The organism is Streptomyces sp. NPDC056061 (genome assembly GCF_042266885.1).
In the GTDB taxonomy this organism is placed as follows: Bacteria; Actinomycetota; Actinomycetes; order Streptomycetales; family Streptomycetaceae; genus Streptomyces.
Map to the genome: position 1 here is coordinate 97,076 of NZ_JBHJWQ010000024.1, position 21,700 is coordinate 118,775.

Consider the following 21,700-nt stretch of genomic DNA (forward strand, 5'->3'; position numbering starts at 1 on the left):
GTGTTGTGCCCCGGTTCAGTGTCATCGTGCCCGCTTACCGGGTCCAGGCATATCTGCAGGAGTGCCTGGACTCGGTGCTCACCCAGTCCTTCGAGGACTTCGAGCTGATCGCGGTGGACGACCGCTCGCCCGACGCCTGCGGCACCCTCATCGACGAGTACGCCGACCGGGACCACCGCGTCCGGGCCCTGCACCTGCCGGAGAACGTGGGTCTGGGCCGGGCGCGCAACGCCGGGATCGCCCGCGCCACCGGCGACTACCTGATCTTCCTGGACGGCGACGACACGCTCACTCCCGGCGCCCTGCGGGCCGTCGCCGACCGGATCGGGGCGACCGGGGAACCCGACGTCCTGGTCTACGACTACGCCCGCACGTACTGGAACGGCGAGAGCGTGCGCAACACCTTCGCCGATCACCTCGCCGAGACCGGCCCCGCCTCCTTCGCGCTGACCGACCGGCCCGGCCTGCTGAAGGTCCTCATGGTCGCCTGGAACAAGGCGTACCGGCGCGCGTTCGTCGAGGCCGAGGAACTCGCCTTTCCGCCCGGCTACTACGAGGACACCCCCTGGACGTATCCGGCGCTGATGGCCGCCCGCTCGATCGCGGTCCTGGACCGGGTGTGCGTCGGGTACCGGCAACGGCGCCGGGGCAACATCCTGGCCACCACCAGCCGCAAGCACTTCGACGTCTTCGACCAGTACGACCGGGTGTTCGCCTTCGTCGACGCCCGCCCCGCGCTCGCGCCCTGGCGACCGGTGCTGTTCCGCCGGATGCTCGACCACTTCTGCACCGTGTACACCGCGCGGGACCGGCTGCCGCGCGGCAGCCGCGCCGAGTTCTTCCGCCGGGCCCGCGCCCACCGCCGCCGCCACCGCTGCCCCGGTACCCGCGTCCCGCTCCGGGCCCGGGTCCGCCACGGCCTGATCCGGCTGGGCGCACACCGCACGTACCGGCTGATGTGGGCCGCGCGGGCGTGCCGCGGACGGCTGCGCGGGCGTGCGACGGCCGCGGTCCGGGTGCTGCGCGCCGCCGCGCTCCAGGGGTACTACCACGTCCAGCTGCGGCTGCCCGTCCGGGCGGACCGGGCGGTGTTCGCCGCGTACTGGTACCGCGGCTACGCCTGCAACCCGGCGGCGATCGAGGCGAAGGCCCGCGAGCTGGTGCCCGGCCTTCGCACGGCGTGGATCTGCGGTCCCGAGGACGCGCACACCCTGCCCGCCGCGACCCGCCGGATCACCCCCGGGACCCGGGCCCACTGGCGGGCGCTCGCCCGTTCCAAGTACCTGGTGAACAACGTCAACTTCGACCGGCGGCTGGTCAAGCGGCGCGGTCAGGTGCTGCTCCAGACCCATCACGGCACCCCGCTGAAGACGATGGGCCTCGATCTCCGGGACCGCCCCGCCGCGGCCCGGGACATGGACTTCGGGCGCCTGCTCGCCCGCGTCGACACGTGGGACTTCTCGCTGTCCGCGAACCTCCACTCCACCCTCGTGTGGGAGCGGGTGTACCCGTCGGCCTCCGCGCGCTGCGCCACGCTGGAGTACGGATACCCGCGCAACGACGTCCACCAGCGGGCCACCGCCGACGACGTGGCCCGGTTGCGCGCGTCCCTCGGCATCCCGGTGGGCGCCGTGGCCGTGCTGTACGCGCCCACCCACCGCGACTACCGGCGCGACGTGCCGCCCGGCCTCGACCTGGCGCGCGTGCTGCGGGTCCTGGGCCCCGGCTTCGTGATCCTGGACCGCGCGCACTACACGTACGGGGCGGCACCGCTGCGCGATCCGCACCCGCGCGTCATCGACGTGACCGGTCATCCGTCCGTCGAGGCGCTGGCACTCGCCTCGGACGCGCTGATCACCGACTACTCCTCGCTGATGTTCGACTACGCCAACCTGGACCGGCCCATCGTCCTGCACTGGGCCGACCGCGAGGCGTACGAGGCGGCCCGCGGCACCTGCGTCGACCTGCGCGGCTGCCCGCCCGGGGCGATCGCGCACAGCGACGACGAACTCCTCGGCATCCTCGCGACCCGTCACTGGTACGGCCCCCGCTCCGCCCGGCTGCGGGCGGCGTTCCGGGAGCGGTTCTGCCCGTACGACGACGGGAACGCGGCGGAGCGGGTGGTGCGCCGGGTCTTCCTGGGCGAGGAGACCGTGCGGCCGGTCCCGGTGCCGCCCGCCGAGCGCCGGCCCGCGCCCCCGGCGATCGCCCCGGCACGGTTCCCGGTCGGCGCCCCGGCCGAGGTCGCGGTCCCGGCCGTTCGGCAGGCCCCCACCGACGGGCTGACCGGGGCACGGCCCGCGGACCGTCCCTGACCGTCGGCCGTACCCGCCCGCCCCGCACACATGCTTTCCGAGTCCGAGAAGGAGCCCGCATGCCCCGGCTGAGTGTCGTCGTGCCCGTCCGCCACGCCCGGGGACAGCTCCGTGCCTGCCTGGATTCGGTGCTCTGCCAGTCGTTCACGGACTTCGAGGTGATCGGGGTTGACGACGAGGCGCCCGACGGTTCGGGGCTGGTGCTCGACGAGTTCGCCGCCCGGGACGACCGGGTGCGGGCCGTCCACCTGCCGCCGGGGGCCGGTCCGGACGGGCGGCGCAATGCCGGGGCCGGGCGGGCCACCGGGGACTACCTGGTCCTCCTGGAGGGCGACCATGTCCTGCTCCCCGGCGCCCTGGCGGCCGTCGCCGGCCGGCTGGCCGCCACCGGCGATCCGGACGTGCTCCTGTTCGGCCACCACCGACGGCCGTTCCGGGGGCGTTCGCGGCCCGCCCGGTCGCTGGAACTGCTCGCCGGTCTGCCCGACGGCCGGTTCACCCTCGCCGAGCACCCCGGGCTGCTCGACATCGCACCGGTCTGCTGGAACCGGGCCGTGCGCCGCGCCTTCCACGAGGAGCAGGGCCCGGCCTTCGGGCCGGGACCCCACGGGGAGCGGATGTACGCCCTGCGCACCCTCGCCGCGGCCTCCTCCGTCGCGGCGCTCCCCCTCGCCTGCGTCGAACACCGCGGCCGACGGCCGCTGCCCGCCCCGCGGACGGCCGGCACGGCGGGCCGGGGCACCGGCGCGCACCCCGCGGACGCCCCGGCGCCGCACGCGCTCGTCGACGCGTACGCCGCCCTGATGGAGTTCGTCCGGGACCGGTCGCTGCCGCAGCCCGTGCCGGTCCTGCTGTTCGAGCGGGCGGTACGCGAACTCGTCGCCGAATACGGGGCGGTGACCCGTCGGCGCAGGCGCTACGCGCGGTCGGTGGCGGCCTTCCACCGTGCGCACCGGCCCGCCGGTCACCGCTTCCCGGCCGGTGCGGGCGGCCTGCGACCGCGGCTGCTGGGCGGCGGCCGGTACGTCGCGCTCGGCGCCCTCGACGCGGCACTGGCCCTGCGCCGGACCCTGCGCGCGGCGCCCGGCAGGCTGCGGTCGCACATCCGGCGCACGCTCGTCGGGCCGTACTACTGGTGGCAACGCAGGCTTCCGCTGGACCCGCGGCTCGCGGTCTACGCGGCGTACTGGAACCGCGGGGTGAGCTGCAATCCGGAGGCGGTGTTCCGCAAGGCCCGGGAACTTGCCCCGGAGGTGCGTGGTGTGTGGGTGGTGGCGGAGAACCAGGTGGCCGCGGTGCCCGAGGGGATCGACCACGTGGTGCCGGGGACCCGCCGCTACTGGCGGCTGCTGGCCCGTGCCACGTACTTCTTCAACAACGTCAACTTCCCCGACCACCTGGTCAAACGCCCCGGCCAAGTCCATGTGATGACCCATCACGGCACTCCGTTGAAGATCATGGGGCTCGATCAGCAGGACTATCCGGCGGCGGCCCAGGGGCTGAACTTCGACCGGCTGCTGCGGCGCGTCGACCGGTGGGACTGGAGCGTCTCCGCCAACCCGCACTCCACGGAGGTGTGGGCGCGCGCCTACCCGGGCACCGCGCGCCCCCTCGAATGCGGCTATCCGCGCAACGACGCCCTCACCACGGCGACGCCGGAGCGGATCGCGGAGATCCGCCGGGGTCTCGGCCTCCGGCCCGGTGTGCGCGCCGTGCTGTACGCGCCGACGCACCGCGACTACGAGGCGGCGTTCACCAGCAGGCTCGATCTGGTCCGGTTCTGCGAGGCGGTCGGCCCGGACACCGTGGTGATGGTCCGCGCCCACTACTTCTACGAGGGGGGCGGGCTGCCCGAGCACCCCTCGCTCCTGGACGTCTGCGAGCATCCGCGGATCGAGGAGCTGTGCCTGGCGGCGGACGCGCTGGTGACGGACTACTCGTCGGTGATGTTCGACTACGCCCATCTGGACCGGCCGATCGTGGTGCACGCCCCGGACTGGGAGACGTACCGCACGGTCAGAGGAGTCTGTTTCGACCTGTTGTCCGGGCGGCCCGGCGACACCCCGGGGGCGGTCTCCGGGAGCACCGGCGAGCTGATCCGGATCTTCCGCGACGGCGATTGGCGCAGCCCGGCGAACGAGGCGCTGCGGGCCGCGTTCCGGGCCCGGTTCTGCCCGTACGGGGACGGCCGCGCCTCGGAACGGGTGGTGCGGCGGGTGCTGCTGGGCGAGGTCGCGGAACGGACCGCCGGACGGGCCGGTTGACGGGGCCCGTCCGGCGCCGCGCGCTCAACGCTGCTGACCTGCCATCACCGTGACCAGGCCGACGACAACGAGGAGCGAGCCGCCCCAGGTCCACACCGAGGTCCGTTCGTGCAGCACGGTCGCCCCGGCCAGCACGATCAGCAGGTACCCGAGGGCGTTGAACGGGTAGGCGATGGACAGCGGGACCTTCGCCAGAGTGGTCATCCAGGCGACGGCCGACACCGCGAAGACGACGAGGCCGAGCACCACCCAGGGGCTGGTCGCGGCGCGCAGGGCGACGGATCCGCCGCCGTGCGCGGCGGCGGCCGCGGCCCCCTTCATCCCGTGCTTGAGCATGATCTGGCCGCCCGCCGAGGAGAACACGGCGAACAGCAGCAGCATCAGACTGGGGAGGGTCAAGGTCCTGCTCCTGACTGTGCCGCCCGGCGTCCCGGACGCCGGGGCGGGGGCGGGACGGGGAACGGTGGCCTCGCAGGCCGTCGGCCGCTCCCCGCCGGGTTCGGGCGTCGGCCGCTCAGACCCCGACCCGGTCCGCGGGGACGTACTGTCGGTTGAGGATGTCCTGAACATCGACGTGCTCTCCAGCGATGATCGTCTCGGCCGCGTGCGGGGTGAGCAGGGCGACGTACTGATAGCCGAACAGCGTCGGCCGGATCCGGGTGAGCAGCTTCGACAGCCCGCCCAGGACCGCCGGGAGCGGCCCGCCGCCGAGCAGCGCCCAGAACGGGGCCCCGGTGGACGCGAGGTGCAGGACGTCGTACCCGGCACCGCGGACGGTGCGGCGCAGGCTGGCCCGGGTGAAGAAGCGCAGGTGCGTCTCGTCGAGGATGCCGCGCCGGTCGTAGCCGAAGATCCCGAGCGCGACCCGGAGCCGGGAGTACCAGTGGCTGAAGTTCGGTACGGAGAGCAGCACCCTGCCGCCCGGCCGCAGCACCCCGGCGATCTCGCCGAGCACCCGTTCGGGCCGGGAGAGGTGCTCGATGACGTCACCGGCGACCACGTAGTCGTAGTCGGTGCCGATCGCCGCAGGCAGTCCGGCCTCCAGGTCGGCGAGGTGGAAGTGGGTGCACTTCTCGCGCACGCCGGGCACCTCGACGTAGTCCACGCCCGTCACCTCGTGGCCGAGGGCTTCGAGACGCTCGGCGAACAGGCCGCCCGAGCAGCCGAGGTCGAGGACCCGGCCGGGCGGCATACCGCGCATCCGTTCCAGGATGACGGCGTGCGAGGAGCCGTCGCCCTCCTTGAACGCGTACTCGACGGGTTTGGGGATCCACGGGCAGGTGCCGAATCCCTTGACGGCGAGCCGGTATTCGAGGACGTCCTTGACGACGTCCTTCGCGTATTTCATGCCGTTGACGTAGCAGATCTCGTCGCCGTAGTAGGTGGGGACCGGGATCTCCCTGATCCGCATTCCGGCGTCGAGCAACTGGACGATGATCTGGGTGTCGAAGTCGAACGCGTCGGTGTTCCGGTCGATCGGCAGTCTCTTGAGTGCGGCGACGCTGTAGGCGCGGTATCCGGAGTGGAATTCGGTGAGCCGGGATCCGAGGAGAGTGTTCTCCAGGCGGGTGAGAATGCGGTTGCCGAGCCATTTGTACATCGGCATGCCGCCCCTGAGGGCAGATCCGGATTTCATCATGCGCGAGCCGAACACGGCCTCGCATTCGCCGCGTTCGATCGGTGCGACCATGTCGGGCAGGAATTCCGGGGCGTACTGCCCGTCGCCGTGCAGCAGCACGACGATGTCGAGTCCGTGTGCGGCGGCCAGGGCGTATCCGGCCTTCTGGTTCCCGCCGTATCCGAGGTTCTTGGTGTGCCGCATGACGACGGTGCGCGGCATGCCCTCCGTCTGCGACCAGCGGCAGCCCGCGGTGAAGGTCGCGTCGTGGCTCGCGTCGTCGAGGATGAGGATCTCGGCGATCCTGGACCGGAAGTCCTCCGGGATGCGGTCGAGGGTCCGCTCCAGTGTCGTCTCGGCGTTGTACGCGACCACCAGGATGCCGATCCTGGGGCTCGGGCTTTCCGTCACGGGGCGTTCTCCAGTCGTGCTCGGTACTCGCTGGTGGGTGGTTCGGTGATCGCGGGCCCGGTGTCCGGGGAGCGGCGGCCCGGCGCCCGGTGGCGCGGTCACGCGACGGGGGAGCCGGTGGGCCGCGGGGAGCGGGGGGCGGCGACCGCGGCCGGGTCCTCGGTGGTGCCCCGCGGGGGCGGGACCGGCGGGGCGGCGAGGATCCTGCGGACCCCGACGGCCAGGCCGACGGCGAGGACGGCCCAGCCGGCCTCGGCCAGGTGCAGCACCGGGTCGCTCCAGCGCACGGCGGAACGTCCCTGGTAACCGAGGAGGGCGGTGAGGCCGAGCAGGCAGCTGTACGCGGCGCCCTCCCAGAACCCGATGACGAAGAGCCCTGCGGCCGCCCAGGTCAGGTACTGGAGCGCGGAGGCGGTGGACAGGAGCAGCAGCAGTCCCATCGTGAAGCCGACGATCACCGGCAGTTGGCCGGGCCGCAGCAGGGCCAGCCACACCCCGGCCGCCACGCAGGCCAGCACGAACAGGAAATGGCCGTCGCCCTGGACGAAGGCGATGAACGAATCCGGCAGTCCGAGAACGTCGGCGAACCGGACGATGCCCCAGAGGCGCCAACTGCCGCCCGCGTACTCCAGGACGTTCTCCATGAGGTTCTCCGGCACCGTCACCAGGACGGGCCCCCAGACGAGGGCGATCAGGGCGGTGAAACCCGCGGTGAACCGGAGCAGGGCCGGGCGGCCCGCCCGCAGCGCGACGACGAACAGCGCCGGGATCGCCACCACCGGGACGAACTTGACGCTGATCGAGAGCGCCGCGGCCACTCCGGCGGCCGACGGGGACCTGCGGTCCACCAGGAGGTGGGCGGCGGCCAGGGCGAAGGTGATGGCGACCGCGTCGGTGTTGCCGTGGTAGCCGGAGGTCGCGATCAGCACGGGGCTCAGGGCGACACCCGCCCCGCAGGCGACCGCCGCGCCGAGGGAGGCGCGGCGGCGCACGATCTCGAACACGAGAAGCGCGCAGAAGAAATCGGCGATCGAGGCGGGTGATCTGATCAGGATTCCGAACGGAATTCCGAGTTCGGTGAGTTCGTGGAGGCCGAGCAGCAGCCACCCGGCCAGCGGCGGATGGTTGTAGACGGGCAGTCCCGGCAAAGGCTGCTCGTAGATCCGAATGGGGCCGTGGCGCACGACGGCCTCGGCGAAACCGCGGAAGATGTGCACGTCGGCCGGACCGGGTTTGTTCGCCGCGATCAGCATTCGGGTGAGGAGACCCACGGCCGCGGCGGCGAGCACCACTGTTCTCGCCCGCCGCACGTCCCGGGTCACGCACCGCATTCGGATACCCATGAATACAGAACGTAGCAACACGAGGACTCCGAGTGATGCAACGGTGCGCGCACGCACAGGTATCGAGGTGTCAATTCCCTGCAAAGCGACGCAGGCATCCGCATTCCCGAATCACTCGGACGGGCCATTCGTGACCGGGCCGTCCGTCCGGAGCATGCGGTCGGCGACGGCCGCGGCGGCGTGCCCGTCGTCGAGGTCGCAGAAGTCCCGGCGGAACGCCTCGTACGCCCGCTCGTGCGCCTCGGTGGCGCGCACCGGGTCGCGCAGCGCCTCGACGAGGGCGGCGGAGTCGGGGATCAGCGGGCCGGGGGCGCGGGCCTCGAAATCGAAACAGAAACCGCGCAGGGTGTCGCGGTAGTGCGCCAGGTCGTGGGTGTGGAACAGCATCGGGCGGCCGGTGAGGGCGAAGTCGAACATCAGCGAGGAGTAGTCGGTGACCAGGGCGTCGCTGATCAGCATCAGTTCGCCGACGTCCGGGTGGCGCGAGACGTCGCGGACGAAGCCGGTGCCGCAGTCCGGGAGCCGGTCGGCGACGAGGTAGTGGCGGCGTACCAGCAGGACGGTGTCGGCGCCGAGTTCACGCTCGGCCTCGGCAAGGTCGAGCCGCAGATCGAGGGCGTAGCGACCGTCGCCCTGCGGCCGGTCCTCGCGCCAGGTCGGGGCGTAGAGCACGACCCGCTTGTCCGTGGGGATGCCGAGCCGCTCCCGTACGGCCGCGGCGACCTTGGTGCGGTCCGGGGCGCGGAGCAGGTCGGTGCGGGGGTAGCCGCACTCCAGGACCTCACCCTCGTAACCGAACGCGCGCCGCAGGACGGGGGTGGAGAAGCTGTTCGGGGAGACCAGGACGCTCCACTGGCGGGCGCGGCTCTCGATGCTGGCGATGTACGCGGCGTTGGCCTGAGCAGTGCCCGCGAGGTCGAGTCCGATCCGCTTGAGGGGAGTGCCGTGCCAGGTCTGGACGACGAACTGGCCGTCGCGCCGCACGAACCACTCGGGGAGCTGGGTGTTGGTGACGATGTGCCGGCTGGTCGCCAGTGCCTCGTGCCATGCGGCCGAACCGTGTTCGACGGCCCTGACGCCGTCCGGGACACGTGCCTGCTGGTCGCGAACCACCCACAGGTGCTCGTGCTCGCCGCCGCGCCGGACCAGCTCCTCGTGGACGGCGCGTGGCGAATCGGAGTACTGGCGGCCGTCGAAGCTGCTGTACAGCACGGTGTCGCGCAGCGGCGCGGTGCCCAGGCGCCGGTACGCCTCGCACAGCAGCCGCCCGGCGCGCGGGCCGCGTTCCGCGGCGGGGAGCACCGGTGCGGAGGCGATCAGCAGCTGGTCGTGGAAGCGTCGTTCGACGGTGTACTCCCGGCCGCCGAGAGTGCGGGCGACGGGGAGCGCGCGGTGCGAGGCGGCCGGGATGCGCAGCGGGGCCTCGTACGCCCCGGTGCCGTCGGCGGTCCGCTCGCGGAGGAAGAGGTACCAGTGCCCCCGGCCCAGCGGGAGCGGGCCGCCGGGGCCGTCGACGGCGTCGGGCCGGAGCGTCGCCCGGAAGCGCCGTGCCCCGGGTTCCCCGGAGAACGCCACGGGGAGGACGATCTCCTCGTCGTGTCCGCCGTGCCGGGCCACCAGTTCGACGGGCCGTCCCGGGCGGTCGGGGTAGGTGCCCTCCAGGACGAGGCGGCCGTCGTGCGTCCAGGTCGCCAGGTCGGCGGCGGGCTGCACGGTGCGGTCGCTGATCAGCAGGTTGCCCCGCGAGCTCGCGGTGAGCCCGAGCTCGCGCCGCACGCCCGCGTCGCCGTCCTCCTCCCCCTCCCCCTTCCCGCCCGCGTCCCCGTCTTCTCGGACGTCCGCGTCCAGCGGATAGCGGCCCGGGAGGACCGGCCCCGGTACGTCGATCGGTGTCCTGCGCCCGTCCGGCCCGACGAGGTGCAGGCTGTAGGGAATGTGCGCGGGCGTCGTCCCGCCGCCCGCCGCCCGCCGGGCCCCGGCGAAGGCGGCGAGCGGGATGTCGGCCGTGAAGCGCCGCCACCGCGCCGCCGGGAACCCGGCGTCCGCGTGCACCGTCACCGGGCAGTCGAAGGACGTTCCGGAGGGGCGGTGGGTGAGGGAGAGGCGCAGCGGTCCCCCGCCGCTGCGGGCACGGACCATGCCGTCGATCACCACACCGGCCGTCCCGTCGCCCGTGTCGCGCGCCCGGTGCGACTCGAAGCGGGCGTCGATGCGCTCGGCGTGCAGCACCAGTGTGCCGCCCTCGAAGGCGGGCACGATGCGGTGGTCGCCGTCGGGCCGGTGCACCGGCGGCGGGGCCGCCGCCTCGTTCGTCGAGAGGCCGGAGCGGCGCAGCATGCCGTGCCCGGCGATGCCGATCTCCGCCCGCCAGGTGAGGCGTTCGGGTCCGTCGGTGGCGTCGATGCGCAGCCGGGCCGGGTCGACGACGGTCTCGAATCCGGACCGGTCGTAGTCGTGCAGGCTCTGCCGGGAACGGGCGGTGGCCTCGGGGTCGACCACGGTGCGCAGCCGCAGCGGCACCAGGTGGCGGCGCCCGGCCCGCAGCCAGCCGGCCCGGAACTCGCTGCCGCGCGAGGCGGCGGGCAGGTTCCGGATGTAGGCGTACCCGGACAGGTGCAGCCTGCCGTCGCGCCACCGGGCGTCCCGCAGCCGGGCGGTGAGCGGCAGGTCCCGTTCGGTGACCCGCAGCACCCGGGGCGGCACCGGGGCGGTGAGCACCGGGACGGAGGCGCTGCGCCGGCGCACGCCCCGGACCGCGAAGGCGCCGGGTTCGGCCCGGTCGTGGGCGAGCAGCGCCAGCAGTTCGTCCGTCCGGCGTTCGCGCGCCAGGTACCACATCAGCCGCAGCCGCAGCGGGAGCGCGTCCAGGACCGCGGGGTCGACCTGGTCGGTGAACTCGTTGGCGTACGTGAGGAAGGCCCGCCGGTATTCCTCGTCCCCGTCGGGCAGCGCCTCCATGAAGTACCACAGGTCGTTGGCGAGGACGTGTTCGTCGTAGCGCCGTTTGTCGGCGGCGCCGCGGTGCTCGTCCAGGAAGGCCGAGACGCCGAGGACGTGCGTGGCCCGGTCCTGGACGCCGCGGACGACGGCGCGGCGGGAGGTGATCGAGCCGGCGCGCTCGCGCCAGTGGTAGACGGTGTCGTTCAGCACGTCGACGGAGCGGGCCAGGAAGTGGGCGGGCAGGATGACCGGCACGTCCTCGTAGAGCGCGCCGACGGGGAAGGCGAAGGCGTGCTCGTCCCAGAAGGAGCGGCGGAAGACCTTGTTGCAGGCGATCCGGTCGGCGGCGAGGTCCCAGTCGCGGGTGATGTGGGTGCGCAGCCGGGTCGTCGCCATCGGTTTGCGGAAGTTGGGCGACTGCTGGAGCTTCCCGGAGGGCTTCAGCCGCAGCACGTTGCCGGACGCGAAGTCCGAGCCGGTCTCGTCCAGGGCCGCGAGGAGGAGTTCGTACGCGTGGGGCGGGAGCACGTCGTCGCTGTCGGCGAAGGCGAGGTTGCGGGCGCCGGGGTGGCAGTGCCGGACCCCGGTGTTGCGGGCGTGCCCGAGGCCGCCGTTCGCCTGGCTGACGAGCCGGAACCGGCTGTCCCGGGCGGCGAATCCGGTGGCCACGGCCGCACTGCCGTCGGTGGATCCGTCGTCGACCATCACCACCTCCAGGTCGGTCATGGTCTGCTCCGCGAGGGACTTCAGGCAGTCCGTCAGGTAGAGCTCCATGTTGTGGACGGGTACGACGACACTGAGCCGTGGCGGCATGGCGGGACGTCCTTCATCGGGGCCTGACTGTGCGTACGGCTCAACCGCAAGGGCGCGCCGGGGTCACCGGTCGCGCGCTCTCCCGAACGGATGACATCGCCCGCACCGTGCTTACGCACCGCCGTTCGGGAGCACGGGACGGTACTTACGCGCCCTCGTCCAGGAACAGCCGCCGCACCACGCGCTCGGCCGCGTGCCCGTCGTCGTACGGGCAGAAGCGCTCCCGGAACGCGGACCGCAGCCGGGCCGCCTCCGCCGAGCGCCACTCGCCGCCGCGCAGCGTCTCCAGCAGTTCGTCGTCGGTGGTGGTGACCGCGCCCGGGGTGTCACCGGGGCGGCCGGAGAGCAGGTCGAAGTACGTGCCGCGGGAGGCCCGGTAGGCGGCCCAGTCCGGGGCGTGGGTGATGATCGGGCGGTCCAGGCAGGCGTAGTCGAACATCAGCGACGAGTAGTCGGTGATCAACGCGTCGGAGGCCAGGCAGAGTTCCTCGACGGACGGATGCCCGGTCACGTCCCGCACCCGGGTGTCGGCGGCCAGGTGCGCCGAGCGGCCGTAGAAGTAGTGCGCCCGTACCAGCACCACGTACCGCGGCCCGAGTTCGCGGGTCAGCCGGTCCAGGTCGACCGGGGGGAGGAAGCCCTTGCGGTAGTCGCGGTGGGTGGGCGCGTACAGCAGGACGGTGCGGTCCGGGTCGATCGCGAGGCTGCGGCGGATCTCGGCGGCCCGTTCGGGTCCGGCGGTGAAGTAGACGTCGTTGCGCGGGTAGCCGAGGTTCAGGTGCTCGTAGCCGGACGGGTAGACCCGGTCCCAGATCTCGGTGGTGTGCGGGTTGGCGGAGAGCGAGAAGTCCCACTGGTCGGCGTGCGCGACGATCCGTTCCAGGCCGGCGCCCCGGGTGAGGGCGGGGTAGGCGCGCTGGTCCAGGCCCATGGTCTTCAGCGGGGTGCCGTGGTGGGTCTGGAGGTAGCGCTGGCCGGGGCGCTTGGTGAACCCGCCGGGGAAACTGGAGTTGTTGATCAGGTACGTGGCGCTCGCCATGGCCCGCCAGTAGGCGCGGGAGCCCTCGATGACGTACGGGACGCCGGGGGGCATGCGGTCGAGGTGACGGGAGGAGACGGCCCAGACGCCCCGGACGTGCGGGGCGAGTTCGAGGGCCTTGGCGTGGATGGCGGCCGGGTTGCAGGCGACGCCGCGGTTCCAGTAGGCGCCGTACACCGCGAGGTTCGGGTCCAGCGGGCGGTGCAGGTCGGTGCGGTAGGCGGCTCGCATGACACGGGCCCGCAGCGTCTTCTTGCGGGCCCGCAGCGCGGCCCGGGTGCGGGTGCGGGCGGTGCGGGCGGTCTCCTGGGCGCGGTGGGCGGCGTAGCTGCCGGGGAGGGCGGCGGCGCGGTGGAAGGCGGCGCGGTCCGCGGGGGCGATCCGGCCGGGGTCGTCGCGGACGGCGCTCAGGTGGCGGACGCGCGCCTCCTCGATCCGCGGGTCGTGTCCGGTCCCGGCGCGCAGCCGTTCGTAGGCGTCGAGGACCGCGAAGTGGTCGCGCCCGGGGGTGGTGGCGAAGGTGCCGCCGCGCCGCAGGCGATGACGGACGCAGATCCGGTCGAGGGCGTCGAGGGTGCCCGCGTCGGCGGCGAGGAGTGTGGCGCGCAGGCAGGGGAGGACGTCCTCGTACGGGCCGTCGGTGAAGTGCAGGCCGTGGGTGGTCCAGAAGGAGCGGCGGAACAGGCGCGGGACGGCGGTGGACAGGCCGTCGCGCACGAGGCCGGACGCCGTGCGCGGCGCCGGCTCCCGGGTCGCCGTCCCCCGCCGCGGAGCCGACTCCCCGCGCCCGGCCCCGCCGGCGTCCCCGGGGCCGGGCTCCGGGGCGACGACCTCGCCCCACCAGTCGATCCGGTCGTGCCCGAGCAGGAGCACGTCCGGTCCGCCCCCGTCCAGCCGCCCGGTCATCGCCTCCAGCGCGCCGGGGCGCAGCAGCGCGTCGCCGTCGAGGAAGAGCAGGTACCGCCCGCGCGCCTCGGCCGCCCCGGCGTTGCGGGCCCAACCGGCGCCGCGGTGCTCGGGGAGGCTGAGCACCCGGACCCGCGGGTCGCGGGCGGCGAACTCGGCGGCGATCAGGGCGCTGCCGTCCCGCGACGCGTCGTCGACGACGAGCACGTCCGGACCGTCCGGCCCCTGGCCGAGCACGGATTCCAGGGTGGCTCTGAGGTATCCCTGGGCGCGGTGGACGGGGACGACGACGCTGAGGAGCATGGCAGCCGAGGATAACGGCCTGGGGAGCAGCGGGGAGCAGGCTCCCCGGGCCGTAACTCCCGTTCCCACGACGAGCCGTGGGAACGGGAGCGGCGTCCGGCGCCGGCGGAGGGGTTCTCCCCTGTTCGGGCACGGCCGGGAACCGGGGTGTCCTCCGGTCCGTGACGGGCGGTCGAACACCCGCGACCGGCCGTCCGCCGCGTCCGCCGTTCACCCGATCGGGGCAGTGCCGGTGACCCGTGGCGTTCGACCCGGTTGAGCGGGCATGAAGCCGCGCCTCAGTGTCGTCGTCCCGGTCCACAACGTCGAGGACCACCTGGAGGATTGTCTGCGGTCGGTGGCCGGGCAGTCGGTCGGCGCCGTCGAGGTGGTCCTCGTCGACGACGGCTCGACGGACGACAGCACGGCCATCGCCGAGGACTTCGCCGCCCGTGACCGCCGCTTCCGCTACGTGCGCCAGGACAACGCCGGGCTGAGCGCCGCCCGCAACACCGGGGTGCGGCTCACCACACCGGACGTGCCGTACCTCGCGTTCGTCGACAGCGACGACGTCGTCGTCCACGACGCCTTCGCGCGGATGCTGGCCTCGCTGGAGTCGACGGGTTCCGATCTCGCGACCGGCAACGTGTGGCGGCTGAACGAGCAGGGGCGTCAGCAGGCGTGGCAGTACCGCTGGCTGACCGCCTACCGGGCCCGCACACACATCAGCCGCGATCCTCGCCTGCTGACCGACCGGGTCGCCTGGAACAAGGTGTTCCGGCGCTCCTTCTGGGACCAGCACGCCTTCGCCTTCCCGGAGGGGCGGCTCTACGAGGACACCCCGGTGGTGATCCCGGCGCACTACCTCGCGGGCTCGGTCGACGTCCTGCCCGAGCACGTCTACTACTGGCGCGTGCGGGAGGGGTCGATCACCCGGCGGCGCACGGACGTGCGGGGCGTCCGGGACCGGATCGCGATGTGCGAGCAGGTCAGCGCGTTCCTCTCGGGCCGGGGCGGGAGGGCGAACTCCGGGGCACGGCGGCGGTACGACCTGTCCTGCCTGCGCGACGACTTCGTGTACTTCCTGGAGGGGCTCGCCTCCGGCGGGCCCGCGTACCGGGAGGCGTTCATGGCGGGCGCGGGCGCGTTCCTGGACCGGATGGAGCGGATGGACGTGCCGGGCAGGGACGCGCTCGAAGAACTGCCGGTGGAGCTGCGGTTCAAGTGGCGGCTGGTGCGGGAGCGCAGGCTCGCGGACCTGGTGTCCGTGCTGACCTTCGAACGGGCCAACGGCGCCGGAACGTTCGTGGTCGGTGGCGTGCCGGGGCTGCGGCAGGCGGGTTTCCCGGGCCTGCCGGACCTCGCGCGCGTCTCCCGTTCCGATCTCCCGGCGGTGGCGCGGCTGTCGGGAGCACGCTGGGACGACGACGGGAAACTGCGGCTGCGCGGCTACGCGTACATCCGCAATCTGCCGGCCGGATCGCCGCGGCACTCGCTGAAGATGGGCATGGTGCGTTCGGTCCGGGGCAGGCACCTGCGCACGGTACCGATGCGAAACGTTCCGTCACCCGAGGCAACCATCAACTCCGGTCAGGAGCTGCATGATTACGAACATTCCGGCTTCGAGTTGACGCTCGATCCGCGTCGGCTGCGGGACGGCGAGTGGATGGTGGGGGTCATGGTGGCCGCCCACGGGACGGTCCGCCGGGTGGCCGTCCGGGCGGTGGAGGCGGGGGCCGTGCAGCCGCTCGTCCACGACCTGGGCGACGGGCGGCGGGCGGTGCTCGACTACCGGGGCGGACGGCTCCGGCTGTCCCTGACCCGACTGCCGGCCCGGTGCGAGGGCCGCCGCTTCGGCGAGGAACTGGAACTGACCGGCAGGCTGTACGCGGGGGCCCGGCCGAGGGCCGTGGTGCTGACCTGCGACGGAGTGACGGACCAGGAGTTCGGCCACCCGGTCGAGTGCCGGGCGGACGACCGGTTCACGGTGCGGATCCCGCTCGCCGACCTCGCCCAGATGGCCGCCGCTCCGGCGGCACCGCACCGGGCGCCGCGCGAGGTGGAGCCGGAGCCCGGCGCACGGTGGCGGGTGCGGCTGGTGCTGGCGGACGGGTCGCGGGTGCCGCTCGCCGCGGCCCCGGACCCGGCACCGCCGGTGGTGGCCGACGCGGCGGGCGAGCTGGTGCTGGACCTGAGCGGGCAGCCGTTCGTGGACACCGCCGTATGGACGGCGGAGGGCGCGCTGCGGGTCGAGGGGGTCACCGGCGCCGGGACGGCGATGCGGCAGGGCGACGGACCGGCCCGCCTGGTCCTGCGGCACGAGACGCTGCGCGAGACGGTGACCGTCCCGGTGACCCACGCCGCACCGCGCACGGGAGCGGGAACCTACGGGGAGAGGGCGGCCGGGGCCTACGAGGGGCGCCGTTTCACCGCGTTCCTGGCGCCCTCGGTGGCGGCGGGGCTGTCCGAGGGGCACTGGGAGGCCCGGCTGGGCGGCCGACCGGTCCGGGTGCCGACCACGCTCGGCGTCCGGCTCCCGCCGCCCCGCATCGGCATCGACGCCCCCTCGTTCGGCCGGGAGTTCGCCCTGGAGCGCCGGTTCGGCGACCGGATGACCCTGTGGGCCGGTCCGGTACTCCCCGTCGCCGAGCGGGGCGCGTACCGCCGGGCCGAACTGCGCTCCACGCACTACCCGGCGCGACGCGCGCTGCCGCTGCGGGACGCCGTTCTCTACACCGGCGGCGGCTCGCCGCGCGCCGTGCACGCCGAACTCGTGCGCCGGGGCGTGGCGTCGGAGCACCTGTGGGTCACCGACGGACTCCACGGCCACGTCCCGCCCTCCGCCACCCCGGTCGTCGAGCGGAGCGCCGCCTGGCACGAGGCGCTGGCCCGGTCCCGCCTGATCGTCGCCGCCGGCCAGCTGCCCGAGTGGTTCGAGCGGCGGCCCGGCCAGACCGTGGTGCAGACCTGGCACGGCACCCCGCTCGGCCGCTTCGGCGCCGACCTCCGCGACACCCTGTACGCCGACCACCAGTCGCACGCCTCACTCCCCCACCGGGCGGCCCAGTGGTCGTTCCTGGTCTCCCCGAGCCGCCGCTCGACCCCGGTGCTGCGCCGCGCGCTCGGCTACCACGGCGAGGTCCTGGAGGTGGGCTCGCCCGCCAACGACCTGCTGTTCTCCGCCGACCGGGCCAAGACCGCCGAGCGGGTACGGCGCAGGCTCGGCATCCCGGACGGCCGCCGGGTCGTCCTGTACGCGCCGACCTACCGCGACCACCTGGCCCACCCGTCCGGCGCCGACGACGTCCACCCGCGGTACCGCTGGGACCCGGCGCTCGACCTGGCAGCACTGGCCCGGTCCCAGGGCGACGGCCACACCCTGCTGGTGCGACGCCACCCCCGGGCCGCCGGAAGCGTGCCCGAGGAACACGGCGTGCGCGACGTGTCGGCGCACCCGGACACCGCGGAACTGCTGCTGATCGCCGATGTGCTGGTGACGGACTACTCCGGGGTGATGTTCGACTTCGCGCACACCGGCCGCCCGATGCTCTTCCACAGCCACGACCTGGCGCACTACCGCGACACGGTGCGCGGTTTCTGCCTGGACTTCGAGGCCAGGGCCCCGGGCCCGCTGCTCGCCCGTACCGACGACATCGCCGCGGTGCTGCGCGACGCCGGCACCCTTGCCGCGTCGGCGGCCCGGTACGCGCAGGCGTACGCGAGCTTCCGCCGGGACTTCTGCGACCTCGACGACGGCCGCGCGGCGGCCCGGGTGGCGGACCGGATGCTGGCCGAGGGGTGACGGCCCGGTGAGCCGGGGCCGTCCCGTAATCCGTGGCGGGCGGGCGCGGGCCGGAGGCCGACGCCGTCGCCGAAGTCTCCGGGCCGGGAACGCGACAGGGGTGCACGGCGGCGGATGAGCGGTGCTGGAATGACCCCCATGGCCGACACACCGTCCCCCACCGGCTCGCCGGTCGCCCCCGGCACCGGCACCGACACCGACACCGACACCGACACCGACCTGATCGTGATCGGCGGCGGCCCCGCAGGCTGCGCCGCCGCTCGCACGGCCGCGGGCGTCGGCATGCGCTCGGTGCTGATCGAGCCGGACACGCTGTGCCGCAACCTGTACCGCATCCCGGTCCTGAACAACGTCCTCGGCGGCCATACCGACGGCCCCGGGCTCGCCGACGCCATCACCGCGGAGCTGAGGAGCACGGAGTCGTGCCGCCTGGAACTCGGCCGCCGCGCCACCGAACTCCGCGCCGACGACAGGCGTGTCACGGTCACGCTGGACACCGACGCCCGACTGACCGCCCCCTACGCGGTCGTCGCCACCGGCGTCGGTCCGCTCCGGCCCCATGACGTCCCGTGGATCACCGCCCCCGACGGCCTGGACCTGCCCCCGCTCTGGCGGGCGGACGCGGACGACGCCGAGGGCCGCACCCTTCTCGTCCTCGGCGGCGACCGCCCGATCGGCACCTTCCTGCGGGCCCACCCGGACACCGGGACCCGCCTGCTGGTGGCCCACCCGGAGAGCGACAACTACAAGATGGAGGAGACCCGCGACGACCCCCGCGTCACGCTGCTCCCCGTGGCCCGTCTGACCCTGCACGTCCCGAAGGGGGGCGGGACAACGGCCGCGACGGTGGGGCGGGACGGCACACGGCGCACGGTCACGGCGGATGCCGCGTACCTCAGCATCGGCAGCGCGCCCACCGCCCCGCCCGGCGATCTCGTCCGGGGCGCGGACGGCTACTGCCCGCCGGGCGCCCAGCATCCCCGCGTCGTCGTGGCGGGCGACCTGCGGTCCGCCCGATTCCAACGGATCATGACGGCCATGGGCTCGGGCAGCGAGGCCGCACTGCGCGCCTACTACGCGGAACGGGACCTGCTCGCCGGGACGGACATCGGGGCCGGGGCCGATACCGGAGCCACGAACGCGTAACCGGCCGACGGGCCGTCCCCGTCGGCACCTGGCCGGGAACCGGACTCCGAACACCGGCCACCGGCCACCGGCCGTCGCCCGCCGCCCCGAGCACCCGGCGGCCCCGCGGCGGTCTCAGCTCTTGAGCGCCGCGACCGCCGAGGACGCCAGGTCGTCGAGGTAGCCCGCGGGCAGCGGGGTGCGGACGACGGCGAGGCGCCAGTAGAGCGGGCCGACGATCAGGTCCAGCGCCCGGTCCGGATCGCTGTCCTCGGGCAGTTCGCCGCGCGCCACCGCGTCGCGCACGACCACGGCCGCGATGCCCTGCTGCGGGTCCAGCAGGGCGGCCTTGATCGTGTCGGCGATCTCCGGACTGCGCGCCGCCTCCACCAGCAGGTCCGGGATGACCTGTGAGGCGACCGGATGGCGCAGGGCGTAGGAGGCGAGCTCCAGCACGGCGCGGACGTCGCCGTGCAGCGAACCGGTGGCCGGGGCCGGCATGCCCTGGACGGCGACGGCGGAGACCAGATCGAGCACCAGGGCCAGCTTGGACTTCCAGCGCCGGTAGACCGCGGTCTTGCCGACGCCCGCCCGCCGGGCGATGCCCTCGATCGACATCCGTGCGAAGCCCACGGCGGCAAGTTCCTCGAAGACCGCACTGCGGATCGCGTCGGTGACGTCCTCACGGAGCACGGCGGCTCCGGCGGGGGCGCGGCGGCGGGTTCCCGGATCGGTGGTCATGGCCGAATCATAGTCCGGCACGACGAAACGGTTGCGTTGCGACGTGATCACGCCCTACCCTCGGCGTTGCGACGATACGGTCCCGTCCCGTCGAAGGCCCGTCCCTGTCGGCAGCCCCGTCTCCCTCCGGGAGGCCACCCCGTCGGGGAGCCGACCGGTCGGGGGTCCGTCCCGTATCCCGTCGGAGATTCCGTGCCGTCGGAGGTTCGTGCCGCCGACCGTCCCGTGTCCCGCGTCCCCGCCCTGCCGTCGAAAGCGATCGTGGTGAGCCAGACAACAACCCCAGCGGCCCCGGCCGACACCTCCGCGCCCGCGCACTTCCCGGCGTACGCGCCGGGTGAGCTCGCCGCGCTCGCCGCCCGGCACGGACTGACCACCAGCGGGGCCCGGCCCTCGCTGAGCGCCTACCTCCGGCAACTGTGGGACCGGCGGCACTTCATCACGGCGTTCGCCACGGCCAAGCTGACCGCCCAGTACAGCCAGGCGAAGCTCGGCCAGATCTGGCAGATCATGACCCCGCTGCTGAACGCGACGGTCTACTACTTCATCTTCGGCGTGCTGATGAACACCAAGCGCAACGTCGAGGACTTCATCCCCTTCCTCGTCACCGGCGTGTTCATCTGGACCTTCACCAGCAGCTCGATCACCGCGGGCACCCGCGCGATCACCGGCAACATAGGGCTGGTCCGGGCACTGCACTTCCCGCGTGCCTCGCTGCCGATCGCGCTGGCCCTCCAGCAGCTCCAGCAACTGCTGTTCTCGCTGGGCGCGCTGGTGCTGATCCTGGTGGGGTTCGGGCAGTTCCCCAAGCCGTCCTGGCTGCTGGCGGTCCCGGCGCTGTTCCTCCAGGCCGTGTTCAACACAGGCGTCTCCATGGCGGTGGCCCGGCTCACCGCCCGTACCCCGGACATCGCGCAGCTGATGCCGTTCATCCTGCGCACCTGGATGTACGCCTCGGGCGTCATGTGGAGCGTCGACCAGATGCTCAAGGGGGACCGGGTCCCGCACTACGTGGTGGTGATGCTGGAGTGCAATCCGGCGGCAGTCTTCATCGACCTGATGCGGTTCGCGCTCATCGACAGCTTCGGCGCCTCGCATCTGCCGCCGCACGTGTGGGTGATCGCCGCGGGCTGGGCGCTGGTGTGCGGCGTCGGGGGTTTCGTGTACTTCTGGCAGGCGGAGGAGCGGTACGGACGTGGCTGAGCACAACGGCACCAACGGCGACAACGGCATGACCGGCGGCGACGAGCGGGTGCCGACCGTCGTCGCGGACGAGGTGCACATCACCTACAAGGTCAACGGCGCCCGCACCGGCAGGGGCAGCGCCACCTCGGCGCTCAGCCGGATCGTCTCGCGCCGGCAGGCCCCCGGAGTGCGCGAGGTGCACGCCGTGAAGGGCGTGAGCTTCGCCGCGTACCGGGGCGAGGCCATCGGCCTGATCGGCTCCAACGGCTCGGGCAAGTCGACGCTGCTGAAGGCGATCGCCGGCCTGCTGCCCGTGACCAGGGGCCGCGTGCTCACCCAGGGCCAGCCGTCGCTGCTGGGCGTGAACGCGGCGCTGATGGGCGATCTGACCGGGGAGCGCAACGTGGTGCTCGGCGGCCTCGCGATGGGCATGTCGCGCGAGGAGATCCGCGAGCGCTACCAGGACATCGTCGACTTCTCCGGCATCAACGAGAAGGGCGACTTCATCACCCTGCCGATGCGGACGTACTCCTCCGGCATGGGGGCCCGGCTGCGGTTCTCGATCGCGGCGGCCAAGAGCCACGACGTTCTCCTGATCGACGAGGCGCTGTCCACCGGCGATGCCAAGTTCCAGCGGCGCAGCGCGGAGCGGATCGTCGAACTGCGCAAGGAGGCGGGCACGGTCTTCCTGGTCAGCCACAGCAACAAGACGATCACCGACACCTGCGAACGGGCGATCTGGCTGGAGGCGGGGACGCTGCGGATGGACGGCCCGGCGGACGAGGTGGTCGCCACGTACGAGAAGTTCAATTCCCGGGGGAAATGAGCGGGGCGGGGCGGGGAACGCGGTTTCGGGGTGACCCCCCCCCCCCGTTACAAGGGGGAACCAAAGGGGGGCCACCGACGGCCCCAACGA

Annotated in this window: 12 protein-coding genes; 6 read left to right on the forward strand and 6 right to left on the reverse strand. The window is 73.4% G+C overall.

The genetic code is table 11. The annotated features are described in order from the left end of the window. The first annotated feature begins 5 nt into the window (after positions 1 to 5). A complete protein-coding gene (locus ACFC79_RS28305; RefSeq protein WP_376245591.1) occupies positions 6 to 2,315 on the forward strand; it encodes a CDP-glycerol glycerophosphotransferase family protein in 2,310 nt (769 codons plus the stop codon). Positions 2,316 to 2,374: 59 nt separating this feature from the next. Continuing rightward, the gene (locus ACFC79_RS28310) at positions 2,375 to 4,579 is read left to right on the forward strand and encodes a CDP-glycerol glycerophosphotransferase family protein (RefSeq protein ID WP_376245593.1); all 2,205 of its coding nucleotides are present in this window, start codon (positions 2,375 to 2,377) and stop codon (positions 4,577 to 4,579) included. A gap of 24 nt (positions 4,580 to 4,603) precedes the next feature. On the opposite strand, the gene ACFC79_RS28315 is transcribed toward ACFC79_RS28310, so the two are convergent. From ACFC79_RS28315 to ACFC79_RS28335, 5 genes are all read right to left on the reverse strand, one after another. Next, on the reverse strand, positions 4,604 to 4,978 hold the full coding sequence (locus ACFC79_RS28315; RefSeq protein WP_376245596.1) for a hypothetical protein: 375 nt from the start codon (positions 4,976 to 4,978) through the stop codon (positions 4,604 to 4,606). A gap of 115 nt (positions 4,979 to 5,093) precedes the next feature. Further along, positions 5,094 to 6,608, reverse strand: coding sequence for a methyltransferase domain-containing protein (locus tag ACFC79_RS28320; RefSeq protein WP_376245599.1), 1,515 nt, complete (start codon positions 6,606 to 6,608; stop codon positions 5,094 to 5,096). 98 nt (positions 6,609 to 6,706) lie between these two features. Continuing rightward, the gene (locus ACFC79_RS28325; protein ID WP_376245602.1) at positions 6,707 to 7,951 is read right to left on the reverse strand and encodes a hypothetical protein; all 1,245 of its coding nucleotides are present in this window, start codon (positions 7,949 to 7,951) and stop codon (positions 6,707 to 6,709) included. Between the two features lie 111 nt (positions 7,952 to 8,062). Then, a complete protein-coding gene (locus ACFC79_RS28330; RefSeq protein ID WP_376245604.1) occupies positions 8,063 to 11,704 on the reverse strand; it encodes a CDP-glycerol glycerophosphotransferase family protein in 3,642 nt (1,213 codons plus the stop codon). Positions 11,705 to 11,849: 145 nt separating this feature from the next. Next, the gene (locus tag ACFC79_RS28335; protein WP_376245606.1) at positions 11,850 to 13,952 is read right to left on the reverse strand and encodes a CDP-glycerol glycerophosphotransferase family protein; all 2,103 of its coding nucleotides are present in this window, start codon (positions 13,950 to 13,952) and stop codon (positions 11,850 to 11,852) included. Between the two features lie 265 nt (positions 13,953 to 14,217). Between ACFC79_RS28335 and ACFC79_RS28340 the strand changes: the two genes are divergently transcribed. Both ACFC79_RS28340 and ACFC79_RS28345 read left to right on the forward strand, forming a co-directional pair. Beyond that, a complete protein-coding gene (locus ACFC79_RS28340; protein ID WP_376245609.1) occupies positions 14,218 to 17,733 on the forward strand; it encodes a CDP-glycerol glycerophosphotransferase family protein in 3,516 nt (1,171 codons plus the stop codon). Positions 17,734 to 17,871: 138 nt separating this feature from the next. After that, entirely contained in the window at positions 17,872 to 18,879 is a 1,008-nt protein-coding gene (locus ACFC79_RS28345; protein WP_376245612.1) for an FAD-dependent oxidoreductase, read from the forward strand. Between the two features lie 114 nt (positions 18,880 to 18,993). Here the strand turns inward: ACFC79_RS28345 and ACFC79_RS28350 are convergent, their stop codons facing one another. Then, positions 18,994 to 19,599, reverse strand: a complete 606-nt coding sequence (locus ACFC79_RS28350; RefSeq protein ID WP_376245615.1) for a TetR/AcrR family transcriptional regulator — start codon at positions 19,597 to 19,599, stop codon at positions 18,994 to 18,996. A 261-nt stretch (positions 19,600 to 19,860) separates the two neighbouring features. Between ACFC79_RS28350 and ACFC79_RS28355 the strand changes: the two genes are divergently transcribed. Next, positions 19,861 to 20,802: an ABC transporter permease gene (locus ACFC79_RS28355; RefSeq protein ID WP_376245682.1), complete on the forward strand. Its 942-nt coding sequence runs from the start codon at positions 19,861 to 19,863 to the stop codon at positions 20,800 to 20,802. 28 nt (positions 20,803 to 20,830) lie between these two features. Further along, positions 20,831 to 21,610 (forward strand): ABC transporter ATP-binding protein, encoded by a 780-nt coding sequence (locus ACFC79_RS28360; RefSeq protein ID WP_376245685.1) that lies wholly within the window; start codon positions 20,831 to 20,833, stop codon positions 21,608 to 21,610. The last annotated feature ends 90 nt before the right edge of the window (positions 21,611 to 21,700 follow it).

Excerpts from the sequence above, each read along its gene's own strand:
- ACFC79_RS28310 (WP_376245593.1), top strand. The coding sequence starts at position 2,375 with ATGCCCCGGCTGAGTGTCGTCGTGCCCGTCCGCCACGCCCGGGGACAG.
- ACFC79_RS28325 (WP_376245602.1), bottom strand. The coding sequence starts at position 7,951 with ATGGGTATCCGAATGCGGTGCGTGACCCGGGACGTGCGGCGGGCGAGA.
- ACFC79_RS28330 (WP_376245604.1), bottom strand. The coding sequence starts at position 11,704 with ATGCCGCCACGGCTCAGTGTCGTCGTACCCGTCCACAACATGGAGCTC.
- ACFC79_RS28335 (WP_376245606.1), bottom strand. The coding sequence starts at position 13,952 with ATGCTCCTCAGCGTCGTCGTCCCCGTCCACCGCGCCCAGGGATACCTC.
- ACFC79_RS28340 (WP_376245609.1), top strand. The coding sequence starts at position 14,218 with ATGAAGCCGCGCCTCAGTGTCGTCGTCCCGGTCCACAACGTCGAGGAC.
- ACFC79_RS28345 (WP_376245612.1), top strand. The coding sequence starts at position 17,872 with ATGGCCGACACACCGTCCCCCACCGGCTCGCCGGTCGCCCCCGGCACC.
- ACFC79_RS28350 (WP_376245615.1), bottom strand. The coding sequence starts at position 19,599 with ATGACCACCGATCCGGGAACCCGCCGCCGCGCCCCCGCCGGAGCCGCC.
- ACFC79_RS28360 (WP_376245685.1), top strand. The coding sequence starts at position 20,831 with ATGACCGGCGGCGACGAGCGGGTGCCGACCGTCGTCGCGGACGAGGTG.